Source organism: Ruegeria sp. YKSF131 (assembly GCF_059612645.1).
The window spans coordinates 1-26,583 of the sequence record NZ_JBXWQZ010000054.1; the positions used below are offsets into that span (position 1 = coordinate 1).

At 54.7% G+C, this 26,583-nt stretch carries 20 protein-coding genes; 10 read left to right on the forward strand and 10 right to left on the reverse strand.

Going from position 1 to position 26,583, the window contains the following annotated elements:
- Positions 1-148 precede the first annotated feature (148 nt).
- Both AC2FLZ_RS16870 and AC2FLZ_RS16875 read left to right on the forward strand, forming a co-directional pair.
- Positions 149-2,044, forward strand: a complete 1,896-nt coding sequence (locus AC2FLZ_RS16870) for a PAS-domain containing protein (RefSeq protein ID WP_480477236.1) — start codon at positions 149-151, stop codon at positions 2,042-2,044.
- Entirely contained in the window at positions 2,044-2,745 is a 702-nt protein-coding gene (locus AC2FLZ_RS16875) for a response regulator transcription factor (protein ID WP_480477238.1), read from the forward strand. Before AC2FLZ_RS16870 ends, AC2FLZ_RS16875 begins: the two co-directional genes overlap by 1 nt.
- 107 nt (positions 2,746-2,852) lie before the next feature.
- Here the strand turns inward: AC2FLZ_RS16875 and AC2FLZ_RS16880 are convergent, their stop codons facing one another.
- From AC2FLZ_RS16880 to AC2FLZ_RS16900, 5 genes are read right to left on the reverse strand one after another with little or no spacing between them, the layout of a single operon-like run.
- Positions 2,853-4,163 carry an HlyD family type I secretion periplasmic adaptor subunit gene (locus tag AC2FLZ_RS16880; protein ID WP_496882454.1) on the reverse strand — a complete coding sequence of 437 codons (1,311 nt, stop codon included), beginning with the start codon at positions 4,161-4,163 and terminating at the stop codon, positions 2,853-2,855.
- Positions 4,147-6,294: a type I secretion system permease/ATPase gene (locus AC2FLZ_RS16885; RefSeq protein ID WP_496882455.1), complete on the reverse strand. Its 2,148-nt coding sequence runs from the start codon at positions 6,292-6,294 to the stop codon at positions 4,147-4,149. Before AC2FLZ_RS16885 ends, AC2FLZ_RS16880 begins: the two co-directional genes overlap by 17 nt.
- Entirely contained in the window at positions 6,291-7,634 is a 1,344-nt protein-coding gene (locus tag AC2FLZ_RS16890; protein WP_496715880.1) for a TolC family protein, read from the reverse strand. Before AC2FLZ_RS16890 ends, AC2FLZ_RS16885 begins: the two co-directional genes overlap by 4 nt.
- Positions 7,624-8,463, reverse strand: a complete 840-nt coding sequence (locus tag AC2FLZ_RS16895; RefSeq protein ID WP_480554941.1) for a SapC family protein — start codon at positions 8,461-8,463, stop codon at positions 7,624-7,626. The genes AC2FLZ_RS16890 and AC2FLZ_RS16895 overlap by 11 nt, the downstream gene beginning before the upstream one ends.
- A gap of 46 nt (positions 8,464-8,509) precedes the next feature.
- Complete coding sequence (locus AC2FLZ_RS16900; protein WP_496882456.1) at positions 8,510-12,328, reverse strand: Ig-like domain-containing protein; 3,819 nt, start codon at positions 12,326-12,328, stop codon at positions 8,510-8,512.
- Between the two features lie 228 nt (positions 12,329-12,556).
- On the opposite strand from AC2FLZ_RS16900, the gene AC2FLZ_RS16905 reads away from it, so the two are divergent.
- On the forward strand, positions 12,557-14,605 hold the full coding sequence (locus tag AC2FLZ_RS16905; protein ID WP_496882461.1) for a dockerin type I domain-containing protein: 2,049 nt from the start codon (positions 12,557-12,559) through the stop codon (positions 14,603-14,605).
- A gap of 93 nt (positions 14,606-14,698) precedes the next feature.
- The gene (locus tag AC2FLZ_RS16910; protein ID WP_480554943.1) at positions 14,699-15,490 is read left to right on the forward strand and encodes an inositol monophosphatase family protein; all 792 of its coding nucleotides are present in this window, start codon (positions 14,699-14,701) and stop codon (positions 15,488-15,490) included.
- 3 nt (positions 15,491-15,493) lie between these two features.
- Here AC2FLZ_RS16910 and AC2FLZ_RS16915 read toward each other — a convergent pair whose 3' ends face one another.
- The 5 genes from AC2FLZ_RS16915 to AC2FLZ_RS16935 are packed head-to-tail and all read right to left on the reverse strand — an operon-like array spanning position 15,494 to position 20,897.
- Positions 15,494-16,060 carry a histidine phosphatase family protein gene (locus AC2FLZ_RS16915; RefSeq protein WP_480519952.1) on the reverse strand — a complete coding sequence of 189 codons (567 nt, stop codon included), beginning with the start codon at positions 16,058-16,060 and terminating at the stop codon, positions 15,494-15,496.
- Positions 16,061-17,122 (reverse strand): ABC transporter ATP-binding protein, encoded by a 1,062-nt coding sequence (locus AC2FLZ_RS16920; RefSeq protein ID WP_480554945.1) that lies wholly within the window; start codon positions 17,120-17,122, stop codon positions 16,061-16,063. It lies immediately after the preceding gene.
- Between the two features lie 11 nt (positions 17,123-17,133).
- Complete coding sequence (locus AC2FLZ_RS16925) at positions 17,134-19,347, reverse strand: ABC transporter permease (RefSeq protein WP_480554947.1); 2,214 nt, start codon at positions 19,345-19,347, stop codon at positions 17,134-17,136.
- Positions 19,348-20,373: an ABC transporter substrate-binding protein gene (locus AC2FLZ_RS16930; RefSeq protein ID WP_496882457.1), complete on the reverse strand. Its 1,026-nt coding sequence runs from the start codon at positions 20,371-20,373 to the stop codon at positions 19,348-19,350.
- A 59-nt stretch (positions 20,374-20,432) separates the two neighbouring features.
- Entirely contained in the window at positions 20,433-20,897 is a 465-nt protein-coding gene (locus AC2FLZ_RS16935) for an NUDIX hydrolase (RefSeq protein WP_480519960.1), read from the reverse strand.
- Positions 20,898-21,121: 224 nt separating this feature from the next.
- On the opposite strand from AC2FLZ_RS16935, the gene AC2FLZ_RS16940 reads away from it, so the two are divergent.
- The 6 genes from AC2FLZ_RS16940 (at position 21,122) to AC2FLZ_RS16965 (ending at position 26,351) form a co-directional block, all read left to right on the forward strand.
- A complete protein-coding gene (locus AC2FLZ_RS16940; RefSeq protein WP_496882458.1) occupies positions 21,122-21,931 on the forward strand; it encodes a DeoR/GlpR family DNA-binding transcription regulator in 810 nt (269 codons plus the stop codon).
- A 61-nt stretch (positions 21,932-21,992) separates the two neighbouring features.
- Positions 21,993-22,967, forward strand: coding sequence for a phosphate/phosphite/phosphonate ABC transporter substrate-binding protein (gene phnD, locus AC2FLZ_RS16945; RefSeq protein WP_480477266.1), 975 nt, complete (start codon positions 21,993-21,995; stop codon positions 22,965-22,967).
- Between the two features lie 60 nt (positions 22,968-23,027).
- Positions 23,028-23,822 carry a phosphonate ABC transporter ATP-binding protein gene (gene phnC / locus AC2FLZ_RS16950; protein WP_480477268.1) on the forward strand — a complete coding sequence of 265 codons (795 nt, stop codon included), beginning with the start codon at positions 23,028-23,030 and terminating at the stop codon, positions 23,820-23,822.
- Positions 23,819-24,634, forward strand: coding sequence for a phosphonate ABC transporter, permease protein PhnE (gene phnE, locus AC2FLZ_RS16955; protein WP_480477270.1), 816 nt, complete (start codon positions 23,819-23,821; stop codon positions 24,632-24,634). Before phnC ends, phnE (AC2FLZ_RS16955) begins: the two co-directional genes overlap by 4 nt.
- Positions 24,634-25,449, forward strand: coding sequence for a phosphonate ABC transporter, permease protein PhnE (gene phnE, locus AC2FLZ_RS16960; protein WP_480477272.1), 816 nt, complete (start codon positions 24,634-24,636; stop codon positions 25,447-25,449). The genes phnE (AC2FLZ_RS16955) and phnE (AC2FLZ_RS16960) overlap by 1 nt, the downstream gene beginning before the upstream one ends.
- Positions 25,446-26,351: an HAD-IIA family hydrolase gene (locus tag AC2FLZ_RS16965; protein WP_480519962.1), complete on the forward strand. Its 906-nt coding sequence runs from the start codon at positions 25,446-25,448 to the stop codon at positions 26,349-26,351. Before phnE (AC2FLZ_RS16960) ends, AC2FLZ_RS16965 begins: the two co-directional genes overlap by 4 nt.
- Positions 26,352-26,583 lie beyond the last annotated feature (232 nt).

Sequence of the window (26,583 nt, forward strand, 5' to 3'; positions counted from 1 at the left end):
ACGGGCGGGTGTGTCGAAGTATTTTGCTTTGTGCACTCCCGGATTGCAAAAAGCAATTGAACGAAGACAGGGTCCGAAACGCCTCCCCTCAATTCCACTACCCGTGCATGGTTTCAGATGCTAGGCATGAGCCGAGGAGACGACGAACTTGGACATAACGGAAAAGCGTATCAAGGCGATGACGACCGCCGGGCTGAACCTGATCGGTCAGGCGCTTTCCATTTATGACAGCAAATTGCAACTGGTGCTCAGCAATCGCCGTTTCCAGGAAATGTTCGGTTTGCCGGACGAGCTTGTTCAAAGGGGTGCTTTGTTTCGGGATACGATCCACTTTCTTGCCAGCCGCGGTGAGTATGGCGACGATGAAAGTGTCGAGGAAATGGTCAATCTGCGCGTCCAGCAAGCCTTGGCGTTTGAGCCTCACTACATGGAGCGCGTGCGTCCCAATGGGCAGGTTGTTTCAATTGAAGGCGCACCGCTGCCACAAGGCGGGTGGGTCGCGGTCTACACCGATATCACCGGAACGCGGCGGGCGGAAAACCTGTTGCGCGCGCGGTCTGAGGAACTGTCGGAACAGTTGCTGAGCCACGCGGAAGAACTGTCCGCAACCAACCGCAAACTTGCGGCCACGATCGCGGCGCTGGAAGAGGCCAAGCGGGAATTGACCGAAATCGAAGCTCGCACACGTATGGTGACCGAGATGATGCCGGCTCATATTGCGCATTTGGACAGCGACGGCCGATACGATTACTCGAACCGTCGCCTGAGCGCCGTCATGCCTGGGCGTCCGTCCGATATTCTGGGGCTTCACATTTCTGAAGCGCTGGGTGCGACCGCCTTTGAACGGGTTAAGGCCCAATTGTTTAAGGCCTATAGCGGAGAGCCGTCGGTTTTCGAGTTCACCGAAGATCAGGATTCCCGACGCATCCGGGTTTCGTTTACGCCGGATGGGGCAGGGGGTGTGTACGTGATGTCGGTGGACATCACCGAAGAGACACAGGCACGCGTTGCATTACAGCAAACCCGCCGCCGGGCGATGGCAGCCCAGATGACCAGCGGGCTTGCCCATGACTTTTCCAATCTGCTCACTATCATCCTGGGGATGCAGTCCCGCCTCGACAAGATGGATTTGCCGGATGGCGCTCAGGAACTTGTGGCCGCAACTCAACAAACCGCGCGCCGGGGCGGGCAGCTGCTGAACCGGATCGCCGACATGACTGGAAACCGAACGCCGCAACCGCAGGCAACGGACATCGGGGGATTGTTGGAAGACCTGAGGATTCTGGCGACACCCTCACTGCCTCGCGGTGTGGGCCTGTCCGTCGTAAACACCTTGCCAAAACAAACATTGATGCTTGATCCGGGTATGGTTCAGGATGCGCTTTTGAATTTGGTCCTGAATGCCCGGGATGCCTGCGGGAGCACGGGTCAAATCACAATCAGTGCACATGCCATAGGTGAGATCTGGATCGAAGTCACGGTTTCCGACACCGGGCCGGGGTTTTCACCCGAGGCGCTAGAAAAGGCACTGAACCCGTTTTTCACAACAAAAGGGAGCGACGGGTCAGGACTGGGGCTGCCGATGGTTTATGATACGGTCAAGCTTGCCGGTGGCGATCTGAATCTAAGAAATACACCATCTGGGGCCTCAGTTGTCATGCGTTTGCCTTTTCGGCCCGCTCCTCCGGCTCAGGGTGGATTGGTACTGTTGGTTGAAGACAGCGAAGACCTGCGCGGGCAGTTTAGGGACATGCTGGTGGATTTGGGCTTTACTGTCATTGAAGCAAATTCAGTTGATGAAGCACTGGCCTTGATATCGAGTGTGAAGGACATTTCGCTGGTCTTGTCGGATATCCGTCTGGAAGGACACGGTACAGGCTTGGACATCCTTGAACAGTTGAAACCGGGGTTGCCGCTTATCCTTATGACATCTCTGCCAAATTCAGATCCGCTGCATCAACGGGCGCTTGCCCTGGCACCTGTTTTGCGTAAACCGTTCTCACAGGCTCAATTGTCTGCTCTGATCCAAACCGAGGCCGCCTGATGTCGCAACCACTGGTGACCATTCTCGACGACGAACCCGAGATACGGCGCATTCTGACGGATGCACTGGAGGATGCCGGTTTCCGGACGCAGAGTTTTTCCCGTGCCAGAGAGTTTGAAGCAGCCCTTAATCGAGTAACCCCTGATGTTTGCCTTGTGGACCTGTCTTTACCAGATACCGACGGGCTGGCGCTAGTTCATCGCTTGGCGCTGGAACAGGGTGCAGCAGTGATCATTATTTCCGGCCGGGCACAGGTTCAGGACCGTGTGACAGGGCTGGAGTTGGGCGCGGATGACTATATTACCAAGCCGTTTGACCCGACAGAAGTCGTTGCCCGGGTGCGGGCCAGGTTGCGCGCGCCGCGCGGTCGGACATCACAATCGGACAGGGCGGAATTCAACGGCTGGATTGCGCATTTTGATCGGTATGTTCTGGAAGACGGGTCAGGGACTGAAACACCTTTCAGCCATGCTGAAGGCGAGGTTTTGCGTCTGTTTCTGGAAAGCCCCAAGCGGCTGATCAGCAGGGGGCAGATGCAGGAGTCCTTGGGCGGTGCAGCGGGCGACAGCTTTGATCGTGCTATGGATGTCAGAATCTCCAGGTTGCGTACGAAACTTGGTGAAGACCCCAAAAATCCGCGCCTGATCAAAACGATTTACGGTGCCGGGTATATTTTCCTGGGGGATGTCGACTGGAAATAGTGACCCCCTGGTGGGCAGATTGCGAACCTGAACTTCTTTCCGCCCTCTGCGTCAGGCGATGTTGATAGAAAAACACTGTAAGCGTCGGAAAAACAACTATTTTGCACTTACTCACGCAAAGCTTGATCTTTTATCTTCACGACAGGTTCCAGCAGATACTCCAATACGGATTTTCGACCTGACAAAATGTCAACCTCTGCGATCATGCCGGGTATGATTTCCACCGCGACACCATTTCCATCGAGCATTGTGTCGCTCGTGCGAATTTCCACAACGAACACCTCTTCGTCGTTCCGCTCTGAACGTTTGACGGTATCGGCGCCAATCCGTAGGATTTCACCATCCAGCGCCCCGTATCGCGCAAAATCATAAGCCGTGATCTTTACCTTTACGGGCTGTCCAGCACGTAAAAATGCAATATCTTCGGGCTTTACGTAAGCCTCGACCAATAGTGTGTCGTCCAGGGGAACAATCTCGACAAGGTCTTCGCCACTTCGCGCCAAACCTCCAATGGTGGTTCGGTGGATGCGGTTGACGATACCGCGAACCGGAGAGCGAACCTGCGCTCGTGCAGCCCGGTCGCGTAGGGCTGGCAAGGCGGGTTGCAAAGCCGCCAGTTCCGTAGTTGCAATAGCCAATTCAGTAAGCGCAGCGCTTCGAAATCGGCTATGAGCAGCTTGAATCCGATCGTCGATTTCATCCAAACCAGTTTGCAACCTGTTGGTCACGGCTTCGGCCCGGACCTTGCGACCGCGCCACTCAGCCTCGCTGCGCCGCAACGCCAGCAATGTTGTCGCAGGTTCCATTTGCCGCTCAACAAGCGGAGCAATGATTGCACGCTCCTCCCCAAGTACATTTAGGGTTTCTTCTGCCGTCACCTGATCCACTACACCTTCTTCGTGTTCTCGCTGCTTTTGTTCACGCTGACGTTCCAAAATTGCGATTTCTGCCGCCAGCTCTGCTTGTCGACCCTGATACAATGCAGTTTCCGAACGCACGACACTGGGTGCACCTTCGATCAGCTGCGCATCGAAACTTAATTGTGTTCCATCAATTTCTGCCTGCAAACGTTTAGCACGGGCTTGCAGCCCGAAAGCGCGCTGTTGTTCCTGGCTAAGTTGGCTGTCGATTTGTGTGGCGTCCAATTCCATCAACAATGCCCCTTTGTCGACCAACTGGCCTTCGCGCACATGAAGCGACCGCAACACGCCGGGCTCGGCGGCATCGATCACCTGTATGTCGCCCGAAGGCACGATCCGCCCATTGACGCGTGTTACGTCATCCAACTCGGTCAAATGCGCCCACAACCCGGCCGAGACAATACAGGACAGGATCAACAGCAAGAGCAATGAACCACGAACGGGGGAGCGCCCCTGCATTTCGCGCGCCAACTTCGCCAGATCAGGATGCTGCGACATTCAAGTGCCTCCCTTTCTGGCGCATGTGCTGCGTCAGCAGGCTTTTGGGTCCATCAGCTGCGATTTTTCCGTTTTCCAGAACGATAACCCTGTCCACAAGCTCCAGCAGGCTGGTTCTGTGCGTTACAATGACCAGGGTTGATCCGGAGGTTGACGCACTCAGGCGTTGAACCAGTTGGGCTTCGGTTTTGACGTCCATCGCACTGGTTGGCTCATCAAAAAGCAAAACCGGAGGACGCCCGACAAGTGCCCTTGCAAGGGCGATTGCTTGCCGTTGACCCCCGGAAAGCCCCTCACCGCGTTCCGCGAGTTGAAGGTCATAGCCCGACGGATGGCTGTTCACGAATTCTTCGACACCGGCAATACGACCGGCTTCGACTATATCGCAATCTCTGGGTCGGACTGCACCGCTGGCGATATTCTCCCGGACAGACCCCGAAAAAAGCCAGACATCCTGCAGGACAGATCCAATATTGCGCCGCAAGTCACCTGGGTCGATCTGACGTATGTCGAGCCCATCGATCATGACCGAGCCTACTCGTGGCGTGTAAAGCCCCAATAGCAGGCGCGCAATCGTGCTTTTCCCGCATCCGATTTGACCTAGAATTGCGACTTTCTCACCAGGCATTATAGTGAAAGACACGCCTCGCAGGGTATCTTCGCTTTGGTCAGAATACGAAAAACACACGTTATTAAAGGCAATTGCCCCTTTGAAATCAGATCGGGTCAGCCATGTGCGCCCCTCCGGGCGTTCGCTTTCTGCGTGCATTAGCGCATTGAGGTTGCGATAGGCGCATCTGGCCTGGTTTGCGCGCGTCAAAGTCTGCGCCAGTTGACCCAGAGGGGCCAACGCCCGTCCAGTCAACATTACCGAAGCGACCAGGGCACCCATGCTGGCCTGCCCGTCAGTGATCAGAAAAACACCAAGAAATACAACAAGCACTTGCGCGGCCTGTTGGGTGAAACCGGTCAGGTTCAGGGCAAATTGCGTGACAGTCCGGCTTCGCGCACCATGCGCTGATTGCTGTTCGATGGCCTGTTCCCATCGTGCGCGCATTTTTCGGCCTGCTGCCGTTGTTTTAATGGTTTCAAGTCCCGAGACAGCCTCAACCAGAACTGATTGCTTGGACTGCCCGTCGGACAGGCTTCGTTCCGCCATCCTTGATAAAACTGGTTGCACCGCCAAACCTGTCAGGAGCACCACCGGTACGGCCAGTGCAGGGATCAAAGCCAGTTGTCCGCCCACCAGAAAGATCGCCAGGATAAACAATCCAATGAACGGCAGGTCGACAACGGCCACCAGCGTCGCGGATGTAAAGAACTCTCGCAGAGTTTCAAATTCGCGAATGGTGCTGGTCATGGCACCGGTAGACCCCGTGCGCGATTTCATCTGGATGTTCAGCAACTGGTCGAAAATGCGCCGGCCCATCAACAAGTCGGCTTTCTGCCCGGCCTTGTCGATAAACCCCGCCCGCAGCAACTTGAGGGTAAAGTCAAAACACAGTGCCAACGCCACACCCACGGTCAAAGCGATCAGCGACTCCGTTGCTTCGTTGGGCAATACCCGGTCATAGACCACCATGATGAATACGGACGTGGACAAACCAAGAAGATTTGCCAGCGCCGCTGCTAGCGCGACCTGAATGTATGACCACCGGTTTGCGGTTAGTGCGTTCCAGAACCAGTGACCGCCATGTGAACCGGACACCCCCAATGCTTCGCCGTCGTGATGGCGCCGGAACAGGATTGCGTAACCGGTATAACAGGCTGCCAGCCTGTCTTCAGAAATCTCACCGACACCTTCGCCTAACTCTGGGTCGAAGACCAATAAAGTACCCTTCTGCCTTCGTCCGTGAAAGACAACGGCTTTACCCTCTGCCAACAGCAACAGGGTGGGTGTCAGATTGTTATCCAAATCGGAAAGGCGCTTTGCCCCATACCCCGCCTGCATACCCGCCTTTTGCGCGAGGGTGAGAATGTCCCGTATTGTCAGATCCCCGTCTGCGCCACTTTGCGCCGCGTGCAGCGCCGCGAGACTCAATGGCCGTTCAAGTGCCGACGAGATATTCAACAGACAGGCTTCAAACGGTGTAAGCAGCGAAGCATTGGGGGCAGGGTCGGATGCGTTCATTGCGTATTGCCCCAGTCGCCCAATGAAACCCCGAGCAGGTCGAGTATGTCCCCGGTCAGGCTTAGGGCTGCATAATTGGTCAGAAAGTAGCTCTGTTCCGCAAGGATCAAACGTTCCTGAGCATTAACGTAGTCCCGCTGTGCATCCAGAATTTCAATGAGGCTACGACGACCGATCGAAAATTGTTCGCGGGAAGCTACGACATTTTCCGCGTTAGCCTCCACGGCAATCCGGGCTTCTCGTAACCGATCGGCACCCGCTTTTTGATCCGAACGGATAAAACCCAATTCTCGCGTTATTTCGCGGATAAGCTGCTCGCGCGCAAACTCGGTCTCTTTGACCAGCGATTCCGCCGCTGCTATTGCAGCGCGGCGCTGGCCGGTGCTGTCCAGCTCGTAATTGAAAGAAAGATCCACTCCAAAGTTCGCGTCACGATTGTTATTCTGGTTCGCGAATGCGGCGACCCTGACATCAGGGCTGCGACGCGCATGCGCTGCGGACCATTCTGCCTTGGCAGCAAGTAGGCTTGCATCGGACCGCCGAACCTGAGGGCTGTTCATTATGATCTGCATGTCACTTCTTTCCAGTCCAGGTGCCGGAACTGGTGCAGAAAGAGCGCCGGGCTCATCCCCGAAAACCTCGCGGAATCGCGCTTCGGCGCGGTCTGTTCGCGCATGCGCATCAGCCAGCTTTGTGCGCGCATCGGACATGCGCGACCGGGCTGCCAGAACGTCGGCACTCGAACCGACACCGTTTTCTGTTCGGTCGGTTATCTGGCGAACAAGCTCTTCATGTGTTAGAACATTCTGTGCTGCGATGCTTCGAATCTTTCGTTGATCGAGGACAAGTACATAGGTCTCGATAGCTGCGAGAGCAGTGGATGAGGCTGTTTGAATCTGATCGCCTCTGCTTTCCAAGACACGTGCCCGCGCAGCGGTCAGATCCCCTGAGGACGCCCCTCCGTCATAGACCAATTGTGAAACCCTCACATACGGCGATACATCCGCTACATCTGAGGCAATCCTTTCAGATCGTGCGTTTAGCCCCAGCGAAATCTCCGGGAGAAAAGCGCCTTCAGCTGCGTCTTGTTTGGCTTTCGCGATGCCCATTCTGGATTTGACTTGCGCCAGGTTGGGGCTGTTCTCGACCGCCTTTTTCACCCGCTGCCCGAAGGCGCTGTGGCTGAGTGTTTTTGATGGTTTTGTTGCCCTGGCACCGGCTGTTTGGGCTGCAAAGGACATCGCAACTGGCGTCAAATCGGGCGGGCGGGTGCAGGCGGAAATCGAGACCAAAAGCAGACTGAGCGTGACAAGATGCAGTGAATACTCATTAAATCGCATACTGACCCTCCTGCCACCGATGGTCCAGTAGGCTTTCTTTTTGTTGGGCGGCGGCCAGCGCTTCTAGAAAATCTGAAGCATCAGATCGTACGCTTGGCGACGACCCGTTGACCAATTGTTCGGCGCGCAATTGAGCGGTCGATAGCCACGAAAAATGGGTCAAGGAAACTTGGTGGGCATATATGAGGCGCAGGCCACCGTTCATGGCGAGCAATGACAGATGCGCTGAAGGAACTTGCTGCAAGGCAACCACGTTGACACCAAAGTAACCGTCGAGGCTTTCGTCCGTTTGTGCGCAGGCGAGTGGAGAAAAAAGCCCCATACCGGCTATCGTACGGCACAATTGATATGTGTTCTCCAGTGATGCTGTGAGAGTGTGAAAGAACGCTTGGACTTTTTGCAGTTCCGGCCCCAACTCTCCGGTTTTGTCAAAGAACGGCTCATCTTCGGGGTTGTCGGTAACCAAGTCCAAGCTTTCGTTGACAAGCAAGTCAAACTCCCCCTCACCGATTTTATCGTGAAGTTCAGGTGGCAGGAATTGAAACGGTGCACATCGCAGTGCAGAAGGAACATAGCTTGCACGCCAATCCCCTTCCGCTGACACGAATGGCGTCGGTTTGTCTGGTGTCATCGATAAGATTGCGACAGGGTAAAATCCCCGGTCGGATTTCAAAAATGCGATTGGAAAAGTGGCTGCTGCCTGAAGAATCTCTGCCTCTGCCACCGGGCAGTCGACTATATCGTGCGCGAATTCGAACGACGTGTAACGTTTCCAGAACCGATGACCATGTCGTAATCGTGTGATCGGGGTTAAGCCATTCTTTGCCATAACTGCCTCATGAAAATGATGGGCGCCAATTTGTTTCGAAGCCGCGTCAGGCGGTCGCGCCGGTTGGGTCGGTGTGTATGATGTTGTCCGCGGTCAAGCCGCTGAGATCGCCCAAACCATGGAAAGTGGCGAGGGTTTCGACGTTGGCGTCGCCTGGTGTCACGAAATCAACTTTGATCAGAACACTGTCCGTTCCGTCCGTTGCCATCACATAGAGCTCATCACCTGTAGATGCCCCGGCAAGGCTTTCTACAGCCGTTTCGAGTGTAACGGCATTGAGGTCCGCAAGAACAGTATCGAGGCCTACAAATCCAGTATCTATGCCCAATGTGCCACCGACAGAAAGCAGTTCGAAACCCGTACCATCACCGCGGAGCGTGGCGACATTCAGTCCGCTGAACATTAGGGCGTCGGTTACATCTGCTGCAGACCCAATTGTGAAACCGGTTATGCTGTCTACGCCATTGTTACTAGGGTCGGCTTCAAAGACAACGACGTCCCGCCCAGCTTCGGTGATGTCAATACTATCATCGCCACCACCGCCACGAATGATTGTATCCGTGTTTGCCGCGGTTAGGATGTCATTGCCATTGGTGCCAAACTGAATTGCAACAGGGCCACCTTCAGGTGATTTTATCGTTAACTCAATGGGTTGAGCAGCGTCCTGTACTGTCATCGTGAAGGTGACAAGAGGTTGGGACAAATCAGAAAAAACAGTCGCCGCCCCAGCGAAGTTGATGATGTCACCTGTGCCTGGGTTTGCCAGGAACAAATCAAACGCGCTGTGTTCCGTGTCTGATCCAATGTCGAATGTGGCAACGGCTGAGTCGAACTCAAGCTCCGCTGTAAAAGCCAGGCCACCAGAGATGTCACGATTTGCATCGGCATAAATGGCAAACGTTACGGTTGACCCACTGCGCCCGACTTCAGAGATCACGTAGGCAGCTGGCTCATGAGCAACCGCCTGATCCGATACAGGAAAGGGATCTGGTCCTCCTGCAACAGTTGCCTGGGCAGAGAAAATAAGATCATCCCCAGCCTCTATGGCGGCGAAATCTGACGACGCGACAGCCAGTGTCCAGGATCCGTCCGCGGTTACTGTCGCGCTACCGACGGAACTGCCGTTCAGCAAGACATCCACGACCTGGCCGTTTGAAAGCCCGGCAGAGGAACCGCTGACAGTAATGCCTGACAGCTTGGCGTCGGCAAGGGCCACTGCGTTGTTTACGCCGATATCGTCCAGCATCAGAACAGGCCGAAAGTCCGTCGTTACCGAACTGCTTGCCGCAACCGAGCTGTTGCCGGCAATATCGTCAACTGTTGCGGAGATGGTGTGGTTTGTTCCGTCGGACAGCGCGCCTAGGTCGCTGGCTGGCACAGTGATCGCCCAGGTTCCGCCCGATGCAATACCGGTATAGGTTTGCCCGCCAAACGTGACAGACACTGTTTGGCCATCTTCGGAGGTCGTCGTGCCTGAAATTGTCAGGTCTGTAGCTTGTTCCGTTACATCCAATACGGAGCCAACCGGCAAACTGTCGATCGTGATTGCTGGCGCCGTAAAATCGGTTGTAAAACTTGTCGAGGTTTGGTTGCCATTCCCAGCCGCGTCGGAAACAGAAGCCGTGACGTGGTAGGTGCTCGCATCCTGAAGCCCTGATAGCTCCGCCGATGTGGCTGTGTAGGTCCAGACACCACCGGTTACCGTTGCGGTACCGCTTATATCTACTGTTCCGTCTGCGCGCGCGACCTCCACGGTAATGACCGTTCCATCCTGAGCGTCTGAGGTTCCCGAGACAATCAGGTCGGTACCTTGCTCAGCAGCGTTCATAACAGTGCCGTCAGAAATACCGGTTATTCCCAGGGTAGGGGGTGTGAAATCGGACGTGAAACTGTTGCTGGCCTGTGACGCCGGATTTCCTGCGGCATCCGAAACGTCAGCCGTGACCGTCACGGTGGCGGCATCAGAGAGGGCCGCAAGGTCAGCAACAGGGACAACTGAGCTCCAAGACCCTCCGGCTGCTGTAGCACTGTAAGATTGACCGTTCAAAGTGACGGTCACGACTTGACCGTCTTCGGCCGACGTTGCGCCCGATATTGTCAGGTCCACCGCCTTTTCGGCAGCATTCATGAATGCGCCGGTCGAGAATGTGTCGATGCTGAGGGTTGGTGCTGTGACGTCTTTCAATAGTGTCACATCAGCCTGAGGGGCTGTCAGCCCGTTTGCGTCGCTGACGTCTGCGGTAATCTGAAAGCTGCCTCCGTCGGCCAAAGATGCCAGATCACCCGCTGGGACTGTTACAGTCCATGTTCCGCCCGTCACTGTTGAGGTATATGTTTGACCATCCAGAGTGACAGTGACTTGCTGACCATCTTCGACATTGGCGGTTGTCCCGCTTATAGCCAAGCTTGCCGCGGCTTCAGCAGCATTGAGAACTGCGCCGACGGAAAGCGGAGATATCGAAATTGAGGGGCCGGTCAGGTCCACAGGTACAGTAACAAGAATCGGCGCGGCCGGGTTGCCCGCGATGTCCTCGACCGCCACAACAATTGCAGCAGGTGTTCCGGTGGATAGACTACCGAGGTCGGAATTGGGGATCGTGACAGTCCAGTTTCCGCCTGTCGCAGCACCACTGTACACCTGACCGTCGAACGTGACGATGATGGTTTGCCCGTCTTCGGCCGTGGTGGAACCCGTTAAGGTTAAGTCACCAGCCACATCAATCAGGTCAATTGATCCACCCGCAACTGGATCCAGAGAAACACTTGGCGCGGTGAAATCCGTATCAAAGCTTCCGCTGGCCTGTGCGGCCGGGTTTCCAGCCGCGTCAGTCACGTCTGCCGTTACATTTACGATTGCGCCGTCAGGCAAGGCGCTAAGGTCAGCCGCCGGGACGGTTACGCTCCACTGTCCACCGGAAACCGTACCGGAATAGCTTTGCCCGTTCAGTGAAACCGTTACGATTTGCCCGTCTTCAGCATCAGTTACACCGGTGACCGTCAGGTCGGTGGCCTGTTCGGCCAGGTTGAGTACCGGCCCGTCAGAAAATCCGGTGATTGACAGGCTTGGCGGGACCGTATCGATGTCAAACTGAACGGATTGTGTCGACAGCTCAGCCCCCGACCCATCCAGGTTCCTGATGGTCACCGTCGACACCCCCTGTGGAAGCGCGCTGGCCTCGGCGGCTGTCAGAGAGATGCTCCAGCTGCCATCGGGGTTGGGTGTCACGGTTTTGACCAGTGACCCTATTGTGACTTCGATAGTCGCAGTCCCTTCGGGAGCGATGGCGTTGGTGCTGACATTGTTCAGTGCAGTGGATTGCAGCTCTGCGAGGTTGAGGCTTGTGTATGTCGGCATGGGTTCGGATACGACGGGGCTGTCTTCACCGCCACCGCCGCCACCTCCTGCGGCCGCAGCCGCCCCGGCCAGACCCAATCCGCCCAACGCCGCGCCGGCCCCACTGATGCCGCCTGCGGACGCGCCTGCTTCCACAGCGCTGAACTGGGCAATCTCCTGAACCACATTCTCAGCGATCATGATGGCACCGCTGTCCAGGATCTGGACGTTTTCAGCCGCCACAATCATTGTGCGGCCATCGGCCATTTTTAGAAGAACATCGCCATTCTTCAACAACTTGACAGAGCGAACGCCTGGAATGGTTTCCGCGAATTGAAAAGCATACAGTTCTTCAATTGTGACTTGTGATAACGCGGGCAAGGCCATCAAAGTTGAAATCAACCCACCGGCAGCGCCGCGCCCTGCCCAGCGACCAAGTTTTCCATCGATCCACTGACGAATGTGTTGCTTGCGGTCCGTTTCCGAAGGTTCAGCCGCCGGACGGTTGTTGAACTCTGGTGCTTTGGTCATCTTACCCTCACATGTGGTTTCCGCGATCACCGAAAAGGAAGACATGTCGCGCTGATAACGGCTGGCTCATCTGTCTTTCCCGCTGGTTACTGTTGCGATCGAAAGTGAAAAATTGAGTTAATCTGAAACCGAACTTCTCGTTTTCACCACAATTCCGCTTTTGTTTCGGTCCGTGCATCAGGTCATCTTTTGGTCAAGGCCAGGGGTGGCGCAGGAGGTGTGGCTGTGATGCTTCAATTCGAAGGTGTGGTGGCAACGGGGAGAGCGGCGCTCGATTCAGGTATCGGCGATACGGCTTTAAAAACGCTTAACGGAACCACGTATCTTTATACCGTCGCCGGACCGGGCGGCGGCGTCGCGGTCTGGAGGCTGGTCGAGGGCGCGATGCCTCAACTGGTCGACACGGAATATTACAGCGGCACAATCACGTTTCACGTTGGTCGCAGTGGTACACCAATAACGCTGGCGGGAACCGAACAACTTGTACTGGATGTGAATATGGCGGTCGGGTTGGTCGGATATGACCTAAACCCGGATGGCACCCTGGACACCCTTACTGAAACCGGATCTCTGACGGGAGGCGGAGATATCTCGGCCATTGTTCAAGTGTCGATCGGGCCCATGGATGTTCTAGCAATGGCTCATGAAGAAACGGGTCAAATCGGGACATATCTTGTTAATCAGGACGGAACGCTGAGCCTTGCTGGCCTTGTTGCTGGCTCTAGTGGCGCGATGCAGACGTTGCGCGCAGGAACAGACCATTTCCTGATCTCAAGTGATGCGGTCAGCAATACAGTCTCAACTTTTCGGGTCGACAGCATTTCCGGTCAGTTGACCGAGATTGACAACAGTTCAGCCCTCGGAACCCTTGGAATCTCGACTCCGACAGCCATCGAAACGATCGAGGCCTACGGCAAGCCCTGGGTAATCGTGGCGGGTGCAGGCAGCAACTCGCTCAGTGTGCTTCAATTGAACGCTGACGGCAGCCTGAGCGCCACAGACCATATTCTGGATTCGCTCACGACCCGCTTTGAATCAGTGCAGGACCTTGAGGTCGTGGACATCAACGGGCGCGTATTCGTCGTGGCGGGTGGCGGCGACGATGGGCTTACATTGTTCACGCTGACTCCGGAAGGCCAGCTGGTTTATCTGGACAGTTTCGCCGACACTTTGACTAGTGGATTGCAGAATGTTGAATCGCTGAGCATTGCACATGTCGGCAATGAGTTGCAGATTCTGGTTACGTCGCAACAAGACGCTGGAGTCACTGTAATTTCGGTTCCTGTCGATGATCTGGGGATCGTGGACAAAGGGTTTGGAACAGTGTCGGGGACGACCTCAGACGACATGCTGAGCGGCAGTATTCTGGATACCACCCTGATTGGCGGAGATGGCGATGACATACTGATAGCCGGAACAGGTGCTACGACTATGTCAGGTGGGGCAGGGGCCGACATTTTCGTGATGCAGTCGGGCAGCGGTCTGACCACGATCACGGATTTTCAACCGGGTGTGGACCGTCTGGACATGTTCGACTATTTGCTGTTGCGGTCCCCTCAGCAACTGACCTTTACCAGCACCACTCAAGGGGCGCGGATAGAGTATCGGGGCGAGGTGGTGCAGGTTCAGTCTGCTTCGGGTGGATCGCTGACCAGTACCGATATTTTCGGGGCCGGGTTTGAAGGCCCCGATCACATTCCGGTTGATTTTGGTGATTTCGGCGGTTTGACGCCCGACAGTTCGGATGGCGTGCTTGGGCCAATCACTGTGGACAGCCAATCTGCAAATCCCGGATTGTCGGATGCAGAGATCAAGTTCACTCCTGACGGTGGTGGCACGGTATCTGTCACGGCTGACGATCAGGGGCAATTTGATTTGGACCTTCCGGATGGCACTTTCCCCGGAAGACTGGACGTCGTCAAACATTATTCAACGGCGAGCAAAGAGATCGACGCCCTGGATGCCTTGCAAGTGTTACGCATTTCGGTTGGCCTCGATCCGACATGGGGACCTGCCGATGCGGAGAACTTGATCGCGGCGGATATCAATCAAGATGGAACCATCAATGCCCTGGATGCACTGGCGATCTTGCAGGTGGCCGTTGGGCAAACCACTGCGCATGAACCTCAATGGGTCTTTTTGGATTCAGATGCGGACTTGTCGGGAATTACAAAAAGCAACGTTGATTATCAGACTGGAATGGATGTTGTTGCCATAGACGGGGTGATAACCGCCGATATGACGTCCATATTGCTCGGCAACCTCGAAGCGGCATGAATTGAATTGAACGGTGCTGCAACTCAGTCATTGCAAGCCTTCCGCTTGGACCGCAATGTTGGCCCTAGATACACAAACACAAAAGGACAGGCCATGAATCGTCTTTCGGAACGCAGAGATTTTGCCATCGCGGTCTGTGAAGAAGCTGGGGTGATTGCAGAGAAATACTTCTTGGACAGGAGTAATCTGGTCATCGATCAAAAAGGTGCTCAGGACTGGGTGAGTGAGGCGGACAAAAACGTCGAAACCTTCATTCGCCAAAAGATCATGGATGCCTGGCCGCAAGACGGGATATTTGGCGAAGAACACGGCGCTGCCACCGGTGAGAGCGGGTTTGACTGGGTGATTGATCCAATTGATGGAACTACGAATTTCGTCAATGGCATACCGGTATGGACGATTGTTCTGGCCGGTGTCACCGAAGGGCGCACTGCGGTCGGTGTGATCCGGGATCCGAATATGGACGAAACCTTTGTGGCAACACGTGGAGAGGGCGCGACACTGAACGGTTCACCGATACACGTGGCCTCTGGGGTTGCTCTTCAGGACGGGACGGTTTCTGTGGGGTATTCGAACCGGATCGAAACTCGCCACGTCGTGCCGGTGGTCGCAGCGCTGATCGAGCGCGGTTCCATGTTTCACAGAAACGCCAGTGGTGCATTGTCATTGGCCTATGTCGCAGCCGGGCGACTTCTGGGTTATGTGGAAGAACACATGAACGCTTGGGATTGTCTGGCTGGGCAATTGTTGGTTACGGAAGCGGGTGGTGTTGTCGAAGATCAAGACGCCGACGCGATGATCCGCGACGGTGGGCGTGTGATCGTCGGAACGCCAGATGTATTTGAAAGCTTGCTGGAAATCGCAGAGAACGCTTGGGGTGCTTAACGTCTAGGCCATTGATAACCAAGTGGAATAAGGTCGTAGATTTGTCAGGCTTGCCTGCCAATAATGGCCTTGTGACGGTTGATCGTACTGGCGGTTAATCGGATTTCCAGAAAGTTCACACCACAACAATGTACCGACCGCGCCATGTGTAACGATTGCGAGGTCTCCGGCTCCATGGGCACGAATGATCTCCGACACTGCACGACGAATGCGCCTCTGAGCATCGGCCGCAGTTTCCCAACCGCGAAAGCTAATGTCCGGCTGGGCAAAGAATGCGTCGGCGGCCGCCTCGAACTTTTCCCGTGGCAGGAAACCTGTGGCACTCCGATCATTCTCGCCAAGATCCGGGTGGAAATATAAGGGCAACCCCAAGGGCGCAGCCAGAATCTCACCAGTGTCGCGAGCCTTTCGTTCGCTGCTGGCCCAGATATGGCTGACATTGGCCATAGCTTCACTGGCGGCAAAGGATGCGGCGCGCCAGCGACCTGTCGTGCTCAGACCCCATTCCGTAATGGGGGTATCCGGATCAATAACGACCTCGGGGTGAGTGATGATCAGTAAATTCGGCATCTAGTCAGGCAGAAGTACCGGTCCTTTGCCCGCAAACCCCATCCTGATTTCGGTACCCGGTGCAAGCGGTGCATCAACATCATCGTGGACCGCAAAAACCTGACCAAATGCGCCGGTCAGCGTGTATTCCATCCGCACGCCAACATAGGTTGCCTTGGCCACTGTAGCGGCGATGCCGTCATCAGAACCAATCACAAGGCGCGAGGGTCGTACAGCGATGGTCGCGGCCCCATTGGTCAAACCCCGACGCGGCAGAGTGTGACGGTATCCTTCGATCTCGATCGTTGCAATATCTCCGTCAGTTGCAATGATTTGACAGTTGAGCAGGTTTGCCTCGCCTATGAAATCGGCAACAAACCGGTCATTCGGGGCATCATAAAGCTCGCGAGGTGTACCCATCTGAGCGATCGCGGCGTTCCGCATCACAACAATCTCGTCCGAGACGGCCAGGGCCTCTTCCTGATCGTGGGTGACATAGACAACCGTCAATCCAAGGTCTTGCTGAATGGCCCGGATATCCTCGCGCACCTGGCGTCGCAGCTTGGCATCAAGGTTGGATAGCGGCTCGTCAAACAGCAGAACCTGTGGTTCAAGAACCAGCGCTCGCGCGACGGCGACACGTTGTTGCTGACCACCCGAGAGTTCGGAGGGAAGGCGATTGTCGAACCCCTTGAGCCCTACCAATTGCAAGCCATGCAAGGCGCGGCTGCGAGCCTCATCCTTGGCAAAGCCCGAGAATGTGAGGCCGTACATCACGTTCTCCAGCACGCTCATGTGGGGAAACAGCGCGTATGATTGAAACACCATTGATACGTCGCGATCTGTTGCGGGCAGTTTGGTGACGTCCCGGTCGCCAATCATAATCTTGCCAGAGCTTGCCATTTCTAACCCGGCGATCATGCGCAACGTCGTTGTTTTCCCACAGCCTGACGGACCAAGCAGCGTGACCAGTTTTCCCGCTTCGACATGAAGGTTAATGTTATCAACAGCCACAACGTTTTTGCCGAACACTTTCGACACGTTCTCGAACCGTACCGGCGCGGCCTTGGATTGCAGGCTCATGTCAAAATCTCCTAAACATTGGTGCGTGACTGCGTCATTCGACGCCCGATCTGAGTGCGACCAACGATCAGCTGCATCAACGCAACAACTGCCAGCATCACGAAGATAAGCGTCGTCGAATACGCAATGGCTAGACCATAGTCGTTATTCTCGACCCGCCCGATAATATAGCTGGTTGCCATGTCGTATTCGGCACTGACCAGAAAGATCACAGCCGAGATCGCCGTCATCGCACGGACAAAACTGTAAACAAGTGCGGCCAGTATCGCGGGGCGTAGCAGCGGCAGAATGATACGACGAAATGTCTGCCACGAGTTTGCACCAAGGGTCAGCGACGATTCATCAAGACTGCGGTCAAGTTGCGACATGCTGGCGATGCCCGCACGGACCCCAACCGGCATGTTGCGGAATATGAAGCTGATAACAAGGATAACGCCTGTGCCGGTTATTTCGATTGGCGGAACGTTGAAGGCAAGAATATAGCTGACACCAATCACCGTACCGGGGATAGCAAAGGACAGCATGGTTCCAAACTCGAAAGTGTTCTTTCCTGCAAAGCTCTGCCGGGTCAACAGGTAAGCCGTTACCAGCCCAACCGCCGCCGTCAGAGGTGCAGCAATTGCCGCAATGGTTATGGTGGTCCAGAAGCTGTCCCAAGCAGCGCCGGTCCAACGAATGCCCTCTTCTTCAAATCGAACAGAGAATGCAGTGACGTAGTGCTTTAGGGTCAGGGAGTTATTGACACCCCAAAGCTCGACCACACTGCCGTAGATGATCATTGCATAGACAATGATCGTGAACACCGCCCAGCCAAGGGCGAATACCAGCACGGGAACAGAAAGGCCTGTCGGCATCAAAGGGTGCACGCCTGCGTCGCCTTTGCCTGTTACGGTTGTATAGCTTTTCTTACCCAGCCAAACACGCTGTGCGTAAAAGGCCGAAAGGGTGAAAAACAGCAATACCATGGCCAGAACGGCGGCCCGTCCTTGGTCGTATTGCGCCCCTACGATGGCAAAGAAAATCTCGGTCGATAGAACGTCGAAATTCCCACCCAGAACAAGTGGGTTTCCGAAGTCGGCCATACTTTCGATGAAGCCCAAAAGAAATGCATTGGCAAGTCCGGGGCGCATCAGAGGCAGGGACACTGTCTTGAACGTTTGCCACCTGCTGGCGCGGAGAGTCTGTGCCGCTTCCTCCATAGATGGCGAGACGCCTTCCACCACGCCGATTAGAACGAGGAATGCAATGGGTGTGAACGCAAGGGCCTGTGCGATGAATATGCCTGGCATTCCGTACAGCCAGCGCGTTGGCTGCGTGCCGAACAGATCGGCGACGAACCGTGTGACTGAGCCTGACAGGCCAAAAAGCAGGATCAGCGCGAGCCCAATCACAAATGGCGGGGTGATGATCGGAAGAACAGTCAAAGCCCGCAGCATGCGCTTGTAGCGGAAACCCGAGCGGGTCACGACCAGTGCAAAGCACAAACCCAGGGCCGTCGTGACGAAGCCAACCAGGATGGCGAGAAACAGCGAGTTCCATGCCGCGCCGCACCTGGCGCCATAAAAACACCCCAACCCCCAAAGCCGGCCATCAAAGAACTTTGAGAAGAAGACAGCAATCGAATATGCGCCATCTTCAGTGACGAAAGCAGCGAACAGCATCTTGGCGATCGGAAAAAAGACAAAGACGGTGACGATAGTAATCACACCGCCAATCGCACTGACAACAAAGACGTCACCGTTGATGGCACCTCTTGCCGCAATGCCTTGGGTCAACAGGAACAGAAAGCTTGATGCGCAAATCATTGCACCATAGCCCATGCCGAACTGGCGATCGCCAAGTTCACCAAAATAGGCTACCAACCAATTGAAATTGAAACCCCTGATGCCAATCCCGAAGCCCTGTGCGATCAACCAGCCGAAGCCGAGTGCACCGGAAAGGATCAGAACACGGGCATAGAGCGGGTCAGATTTCGCTCGTTTCAACACCAGAAGGGGTAAGGTCAGGGCGATCAACAGCGGGGCAAGCCAAAGCTTCTCACCCTGTGCGATCAGGAATGCAGCGGGGGCATAATCTTCGTCAAACGGGTAGCCGTCAAAAAGCCATTCGAATGACCACAGGCCGCCGTCGACCATATACCACGGCAGCAGGCAAAACCCGACCCACCCGGCGATGACCCAAAAGATCAGAACCGGGCGGGTCTTTTTTGAAGTCTGGTCAGTCATTTACTGCGGCAGAACCGAAACCTCTTCGTCCCATTTCTGCAACAGACGTTTCCGTTCGTCTGAGGAACCATACTTTTTGAAGTCATAGTCAATCAGCTTGATCTGGCTCATGTCAGGCGCGCTTTCCGATGTTTCCGCGCTCTTGTTCGATGGCACCTGAAACGCGCTGACCTGAAGAGCAAGGTTCTGCGCCTCGGGCGACAGTGCCCAGTCATAGAACTTCTTCGCCTCTTCCTCGTTGCGGGCGCCTTCAATTATGGACATCGAGCCAATTTCGTATCCCGTACCCTCGCACGGCGCGACGACCTTGATCGGGAAACCCGATACGGCCTGCTTTACCGCATCATGCATGAAGACGATGCCAATCGTGTTCTCGCCACGACCGGCTGCTTTGATTGGTGCCGATCCGGATTTGGTATACTGGTTGATATTCGAATGCAGGCCTTTCATGAACTCAAAACCTTCATCCTCGCCAAAGATCTGCACCATCGAGGCCAGCGTCGTATAGGCCGTACCAGACGAGTTCGGGTTGGCCATCTGAACGTGGCCCTTGTATTCAGGCTTCAGCAGGTCTTTCCAACAGGCGGGTTCAGGCAGGTTGTTGGCCGCCAGCAAGTCTGCGTTATAGCCATACCCAAGTGCGCCGGAATAGATACCTATCGTTCTGTTTCCGGCACTCTCGGCCTGGAAAATCGCCCAATCATGAAGCTGGTCGCGCATTGGCGACATGTATTCCATTGTCAGGCCCTCTTCAGCGGCCTGCAAATGCGGGTCACCCGTGCCGCCCCACCACACGTCTCCTTTCGGGTTTGAGCTTTCGGCACGGATTTGAGCAAAAGTTTCACCTGACGACTTACGCGTCATGTTGACGTCGATGCCCGTCGCATCTTCGAAGCTACGCGCCATGAGTTGGCACCAGTCTTCCTGCGCGGAGCAATAGAGTGTCAGCTTGTCCGCCTGCGCTGCCGACATAGATGCGGCTATTGCAATCAGCGACCCGACGGCCGTGGATGTAAGTTTTTTCATTATCATTCCTCCCTTTGGTTATTTTGCGCCCAGTATTTTTTGTTTTGTCAGGCGCTTTCTCATCCAGCTTTTCGAAGCTTGTTAATGACAGACTGGGCGTTCTGATTGCCCGTCAGATTTTTCAGAATACTTGAGAGATCTCTTTCTTCCACCAGCTTTGCCGCTTTCCCCGGTGAAAACCAGTGACGTGTCCGTTCGTCCCGTTCTTTCCAACGCCGTTTCAGTTTTTCAACTACCATGGGATAGAGGGTTACGCGGCAACGAACGCTATTCGCGCCCTCAAAGCGTTTGTCATAGAAAAAATGACCAACTGGCTGTTTCGAGATTGCCCCGACTGCACCTGCTTCTTCCAGTGCTTCAATTTCGGCGGCATGCCAGGGTTTCTTTCCTTCCATCAACCAACCTTTTGGGATGACCCACCGTCCTGTATCGCGCGAAGTCACCATCAGAACACGCAGCTTTCCATCCCTGTCCCAGCGCATCGGAAGCGCTGCAATCTGGTCTGTTATGTTGCCGTCGCTCATGCTGCCCTCAATGACACGGTATCAAAAGCGCAACCAGAATAACCTTCAGTCGTTAATGGTGGTCCTTGGGTTTTCACTTTGAAACGGTTCAATTCACACATTCTTGCCTTGCGCTTTAGACTCTTCCGAATTGTCACAACCTACTGAGGGTTATGCAACAAAAATTATTGCATTATGCCCGAAATCCCACAAAGGTGGGGCTTGAAACCTGATTGGGTTGTTGGATGTCCAAAACGAAAATACGTGCCGAAACGATTGAAAAGGGTCGGGGTAGGGTAAAGAAATCCGACCGGCGCCAGCAAATACTGCTGGAGTTGAAGCTTCGCCCGCACGTTCGCATCAATGAATTGGCCCAGCGTTTCAACGTCTCTAACGAGACGGTGCGCAGGGATTTTGACGCCCTGTCGAATGACGGCCTGATCGCACGCGCGCACGGAGGGGCATCTGCCCCGGCACAAGGGCATTATCCAGGTCTGGACGAGCGAGCCAACGCGCGGATTGAGGAACGCGAACGCATAGGTATCAGCGCGGCGGGGTTGGTACGCGATGGTGAAACGGTCATGATCGATTCCGGTTCGACCACAATCGAAATGGCCCGTGCATTGGCCTATCTCGGCACTCCTTGCACAGTGATTACGAATTCTATTCCGGTGGCAATGACCCTCGGCCATGGGGCTGCCGAGGTTTTGCTTTGTCCAGGAGAATATCTGGCAACCGAATCTGCGACGATTGGAACCGAAACGCTGGAATTCCTGTCTCGGTTCAATGTCGACAGATGCATGATCGGCTCGTCGGGTTTTTCGGTTGAAGGCCCTTCAGAAACCGTGCGCGGTTTTGCGGCTGTCAAAAGAATGATGCTGACGCGCGCAGCAAATCGACATCTTTTAATCGATTCAGGGAAATTTGGCCGTAAAGGCCTGTCTCAGGTCGGAGACCTGACCAGCCTGGATTCCATAGTTTCCGACACGAAACCAACAGGAGAATTGCTTAACGCGATCAACGGTGCCGAGGTTGATGTTCTCGTCGCCCCGTAAACACTGAAACGAATGACGAACAGCGGACTGCAAAAAGACCGCGCATGACTGGGAGGAAAACATGAAGATAGACATCAGATTATTGATTGGGGCATCGGCAATTTCGCTTATGTCGCTTTCCGGCACAGCTTCGGCGCAAGATTGCCCGAGGGGTGATCTGGACGAGCGATTTTGCGACGTGGATGGGGATTTGATTGCGGATATCCCCACTGATCCCAATGAGTGGATTGATCCTGACACCTTGATTTTTGCGTATACACCGGTTGAGGATCCGGCGGTCTACCGGGATGCTTGGGTTGAGTTCATTGACCATCTTGAAAGTGTAACTGGCAAAAATGCCCAGATATTTCCAGTTCAATCGAACGCGGCGCAAATTGAGGCTATGCGCTCTGGACGTTTGCATATTTCGGGTTTCAACACTGGATCTAACCCTTTGGCAGTGAATTGTGCCGGTTTCCGCCCATTTACAATTATGGCGTCGGAAGATGGACATTTCGGCTACGAGATGGAATTGATCACATTTCCAGGATCAGGTGTGGAGTCGGTAGAAGACATCAAGGGCGGTAAGCTTGCTTTCTCGTCGCCCACGTCGAATTCGGGTTTCAAAGCGCCATCTGCTATCCTGAAGGGTGAGTATGACATGCTTGCAGATCGTGATTTTGAACCAGTCTTCTCAGGCAAGCACGACAATACTGTTCTCGGTGTGGCCAACAAGGATTATCCTGCAGGTGCTGTCGCCAATTCTGTGATGCAGCGTATGATCGCACGAGATGTTATCAGTGCTGATCAAGTTGTGTCGATCTACAAGTCTCAAACCTTCCCGACTACTGGTTTCGGCACTGTTTACAACCTTCCGCCCGAGCTTCAGGACAAGATTAAAGAGGCCTTCTTCACGTTTGATTGGGAAGGAACCGCGTTACAGGCAGAGTTCTCCAAGTCCAACGAGGCCCAGTTTATCGATATGAACTACAAGGACTTTTGGGACGTCATTCGGAAAATTGACGCGGCAAACGGCGTCTCCTACGCCTGCCAATAAGCCTTGGTCAATCCGGCGGGCCTGAATAGGCCCGCTAATCACCCTAATCGGGGGTAATTTATGCTGCGTCTTCAAAAGCTAACAAAAACCTACAAGACCGGAGATCAGGCACTGAAGGCCGTCGATCTTGAGGTTCCCAAAGGGCAGGTGCTTGCACTGATCGGACCCTCGGGCGCGGGTAAATCGACCATGATCCGCTGCATAAACCGTTTGGTTGAGCCCACAAGCGGCGGTGTTCTTCTGGACGACATGGATCTGACCAAACTCGGCTCGGGTGCGTTGCGGAAAGCACGCCGCGAAATGGGTATGATCTTTCAGGAATATGCCCTAGTCGAACGCCTCACCGTGATGGAAAACGTATTGTCCGGTCGGTTAGGGTATGTCGGTTTCTGGCGCAGCTTTCTGCGGCGGTATCCGCAGTCCGATGTGGACGAGGCTTTCCGCCTTCTGGACCGCGTGGGACTGTTGCATATGGCTGACAAACGCGCGGACGAGTTATCAGGTGGTCAACGCCAAAGGGTCGGTATCTGCCGCGCTCTGATCCAGAACCCAAAGTTGTTGCTGGTCGATGAACCGACCGCGTCGCTGGATCCGAAGACCAGTCGTCAGATCATGCGGTTGATCACCGAACTGTGTCAGGAACGCGGGCTGGCGGCCATTATCAACATCCATGACGTGGCACTAGCCCAGATGTTTGTTCCCCGTGTCGTAGGCCTCCGCTTTGGCGAAATCGTTTTTGATGGTCTCCCAACAGGGCTCACCCCGGAAAAGCTGACCGAGATTTACGGCGAGGAAGACTGGGAAGCGACCATCGAAAAAGTGGATGAGGATGAAGATGTCGAGGCCGCAGAATGAGCCATCGAGAACTTGACGACATGCTGGGAAAAGGTTGGCGCAAACCGGCCTTTATCAAAAACACGTTGCTGCGCAGGGCATTGATACTTGGGTTTTTCGCTTACCTGATCGCGGCTTTCATGACCATCGATGTTGATTGGGGAAGGGTCTATGAGGGACTGGACAGGGGATGGGCGTTCGTCCTTGCCTTTACCAGCCCGGATTTCATTTCACGGTGGTCAGATATCTGGGCCGGCCTTCTGGAAAGCATTGTGATGACCGTGGCCGCGTCGGTTGTTGGTATCCTGATTTCGATCCCGATTGGATTGGGGGCTGCACGTAATATCGCCCCGTTGCCAATCTACATAATTTGCCGCGGCATTGTCGCGTTAAGCCGGGCGCTGCAGGAAATTATCGTTGCTATTTTGCTTGTGGCCATTTTCGGATTTGGCCCGCTGGCAGGATTTCTGACGCTGTCCTTCGCGACAATTGGATTTCTTTCCAAGCTCTTGGCTGAAGATATCGAGGCGATGGACAAAGTTCAGGCAGAGGCGATCCAGGCCTCTGGTGCAAGATGGCTGCAATGGATCAACTACGGGGTTCAGCCTCAGATCATGCCTAGGCTTGTGGGTCTTTCCATGTACCGGATCGATATCAATTTCCGGGAAAGCGCTATTCTCGGGCTGGTGGGGGCAGGCGGCATTGGCGCGACACTGAACACTGCTTTTGATCGATATGAATATGACACGGCAGCCGCCATTCTGATCCTTATCATCGGGATCGTCATGGCCCTTGAATACCTTTCGGGGATTATCCGCGCGAGGGTTCAGTAATGCCTGTTCTTGAACGCGACGATACAAAAATCTGGCGCAGGCGGACGACGGGCCAAAGCCTGGTTCGCTGGTTTGGCTGGCTTTTGGGCGTAGCGATTTTTGTCTACTGTTGGCAGCTCATTTCAGAATCGACAACCTGGTTTTTTGTCTGGGACGCGCCCCGTATCGCCAACGATATATGGACCCGAGCAACGCCGCCCAAATGGGACTATATCACCCAGTTGGGTCGCCCGATCTGGGATACCCTGAACATTGCTACTCTGGGCACGATCATCGCTCTGTGCTTGGCTGTACCTGTTGCCTTTTTGGCGGCCCGCAACACTACTCCGTCGGCGTTGTTCATCCGCCCCATTGCCTTGTTGGTCATTGTCTCGACCCGCTCAATCAACTCGCTGATCTGGGCGCTGCTATTGATCGCTATAATTGGACCGGGCGTGTTCGCAGGTGTCATAGCAATCGCCATCCGTTCAATCGGGTTCTGCGCTAAACTTCTTTACGAAGCGATTGAAGAGATTGATCACGGTCAGGTCGAGGCGATCACAGCCACCGGTGCTTCGCGGTGGCAAGTCATGGCGTATGGGATCGTTCCGCAAATCCTGCCAGCATTTGCCGGAATTGCAGTCTTTCGTTGGGATATCAACATTCGCGAGTCCACAGTGCTTGGGCTGGTTGGCGCCGGTGGCATCGGGTTGCAGCTTTCGGCCTCGCTTAACGTTCTGGCGTGGCCGCAAGTGAGCCTGATCCTAATTGTAATTCTTTTTGCGGTCATGATCAGCGAGTGGGTTTCGGCAAAAGTACGAGGAGCGATCATTTGACCGGATTCTCAGCGCAAGAGGCTTTCAAGGCTTACGAAGCCGTCCGGCACCGCCTTCCAGATATTGAACCGAACGACGTGAGCTATCGTCGTATCGAGACTCTTTCCGAAATTAAGGATGAGTTTGACGTGTTTCTTCTGGATGCGTTCGGGGTTCTTAATATAGGCGACACGGCGATCCCCGAAACGCCCGAACGGATCAAGTCACTGAAGGCTGCGGGCAAACGTGTCTTGGTGGTGTCGAATGCCGCTGGGTTTCCCCACGCCACGCTGTTGGAGAAATACACCAGACTGGGATATGACTTCGCGCCGCAGGATGTGATCACCAGTCGGGCTACGTTGCTGTCCGGGCTGAATGGCCAACGTGGGCTGCATTGGGGTTTGATGGCGACACCCAGCGCCGGTCTTCGCGACTTGGAAGGTTTGAAATTAACCTATCTGGAGGATGACCCGCAGCCCTACGAATCTGTTGATGGTTTTCTGATGATCGGGTCAGCCGCCTGGACCGAAGCCCGGCAGGCGATGTTGGAGGCGGCATTGCTAAGCCGCCCCCGCCCGGTATTGGTGGGCAACCCGGATATCGTTGCCCCGCGCGAGTACGGCTTTTCCAAAGAACCAGGTCTTTTCGCACACCGTTTGGCCGACCGGACAGGTGTAGCCCCGCAATTTTATGGAAAGCCATTCGGCAATATCTATGATCTTGCTTTTCAGCGACTTGGGCCTGTCAACAAATCCCGCGTTCTGATGGTGGGTGACAGTTTGCATACTGACATTCTGGGCGCGCGTCATGCCGGAGTGGCTTCGGCACTTGTCTCGGATTTTGGTTTCTTCGCCGGGCATGATGTCGAGGAAGCGATCAAACAGGCAGCGATCGTGCCGGATTTTGTTGTGACCCGACCTTGAGATTTTGAAGTAATGCGAATTGTAGGAGGAGCGTCCGGGCAGTGTTGGGTTAATTCACCTTTGATTTGCAGGAAGCTCGCGTAATGATGATTATGTTACTTTTACGGAGACGCATCCAGTCGGCGAATTTTACCTAACCGAGGTAATACTCACAGTCACGGAAACTCGAAACTGGTTTTTCCGCATCCTAACAATCTAGAACTCAATGCTAAGGGTCACTTTCGAGAACTCA

What these genes read in the sequence shown, in the direction of transcription:
- AC2FLZ_RS16875 (WP_480477238.1), top strand. Translation starts at nt 2,044, where the DNA reads ATGTCGCAACCACTGGTGACCATTCTCGACGACGAACCCGAGATACGG.
- AC2FLZ_RS16880 (WP_496882454.1), bottom strand. Translation starts at nt 4,163, where the DNA reads ATGTCGCAGCATCCTGATCTGGCGAAGTTGGCGCGCGAAATGCAGGGG.
- AC2FLZ_RS16885 (WP_496882455.1), bottom strand. Translation starts at nt 6,294, where the DNA reads ATGAACGCATCCGACCCTGCCCCCAATGCTTCGCTGCTTACACCGTTT.
- AC2FLZ_RS16890 (WP_496715880.1), bottom strand. Translation starts at nt 7,634, where the DNA reads ATGCGATTTAATGAGTATTCACTGCATCTTGTCACGCTCAGTCTGCTT.
- AC2FLZ_RS16895 (WP_480554941.1), bottom strand. Translation starts at nt 8,463, where the DNA reads ATGGCAAAGAATGGCTTAACCCCGATCACACGATTACGACATGGTCAT.
- AC2FLZ_RS16900 (WP_496882456.1), bottom strand. Translation starts at nt 12,328, where the DNA reads ATGACCAAAGCACCAGAGTTCAACAACCGTCCGGCGGCTGAACCTTCG.
- AC2FLZ_RS16905 (WP_496882461.1), top strand. Translation starts at nt 12,557, where the DNA reads ATGCTTCAATTCGAAGGTGTGGTGGCAACGGGGAGAGCGGCGCTCGAT.
- AC2FLZ_RS16910 (WP_480554943.1), top strand. Translation starts at nt 14,699, where the DNA reads ATGAATCGTCTTTCGGAACGCAGAGATTTTGCCATCGCGGTCTGTGAA.
- AC2FLZ_RS16915 (WP_480519952.1), bottom strand. Translation starts at nt 16,060, where the DNA reads ATGCCGAATTTACTGATCATCACTCACCCCGAGGTCGTTATTGATCCG.
- AC2FLZ_RS16920 (WP_480554945.1), bottom strand. Translation starts at nt 17,122, where the DNA reads ATGAGCCTGCAATCCAAGGCCGCGCCGGTACGGTTCGAGAACGTGTCG.
- AC2FLZ_RS16925 (WP_480554947.1), bottom strand. Translation starts at nt 19,347, where the DNA reads ATGACTGACCAGACTTCAAAAAAGACCCGCCCGGTTCTGATCTTTTGG.
- AC2FLZ_RS16930 (WP_496882457.1), bottom strand. Translation starts at nt 20,373, where the DNA reads ATGAAAAAACTTACATCCACGGCCGTCGGGTCGCTGATTGCAATAGCC.
- AC2FLZ_RS16935 (WP_480519960.1), bottom strand. Translation starts at nt 20,897, where the DNA reads ATGAGCGACGGCAACATAACAGACCAGATTGCAGCGCTTCCGATGCGC.
- AC2FLZ_RS16940 (WP_496882458.1), top strand. Translation starts at nt 21,122, where the DNA reads ATGTCCAAAACGAAAATACGTGCCGAAACGATTGAAAAGGGTCGGGGT.
- phnD (WP_480477266.1), top strand. Translation starts at nt 21,993, where the DNA reads ATGAAGATAGACATCAGATTATTGATTGGGGCATCGGCAATTTCGCTT.
- phnC (WP_480477268.1), top strand. Translation starts at nt 23,028, where the DNA reads ATGCTGCGTCTTCAAAAGCTAACAAAAACCTACAAGACCGGAGATCAG.
- phnE (WP_480477270.1), top strand. Translation starts at nt 23,819, where the DNA reads ATGAGCCATCGAGAACTTGACGACATGCTGGGAAAAGGTTGGCGCAAA.
- phnE (WP_480477272.1), top strand. Translation starts at nt 24,634, where the DNA reads ATGCCTGTTCTTGAACGCGACGATACAAAAATCTGGCGCAGGCGGACG.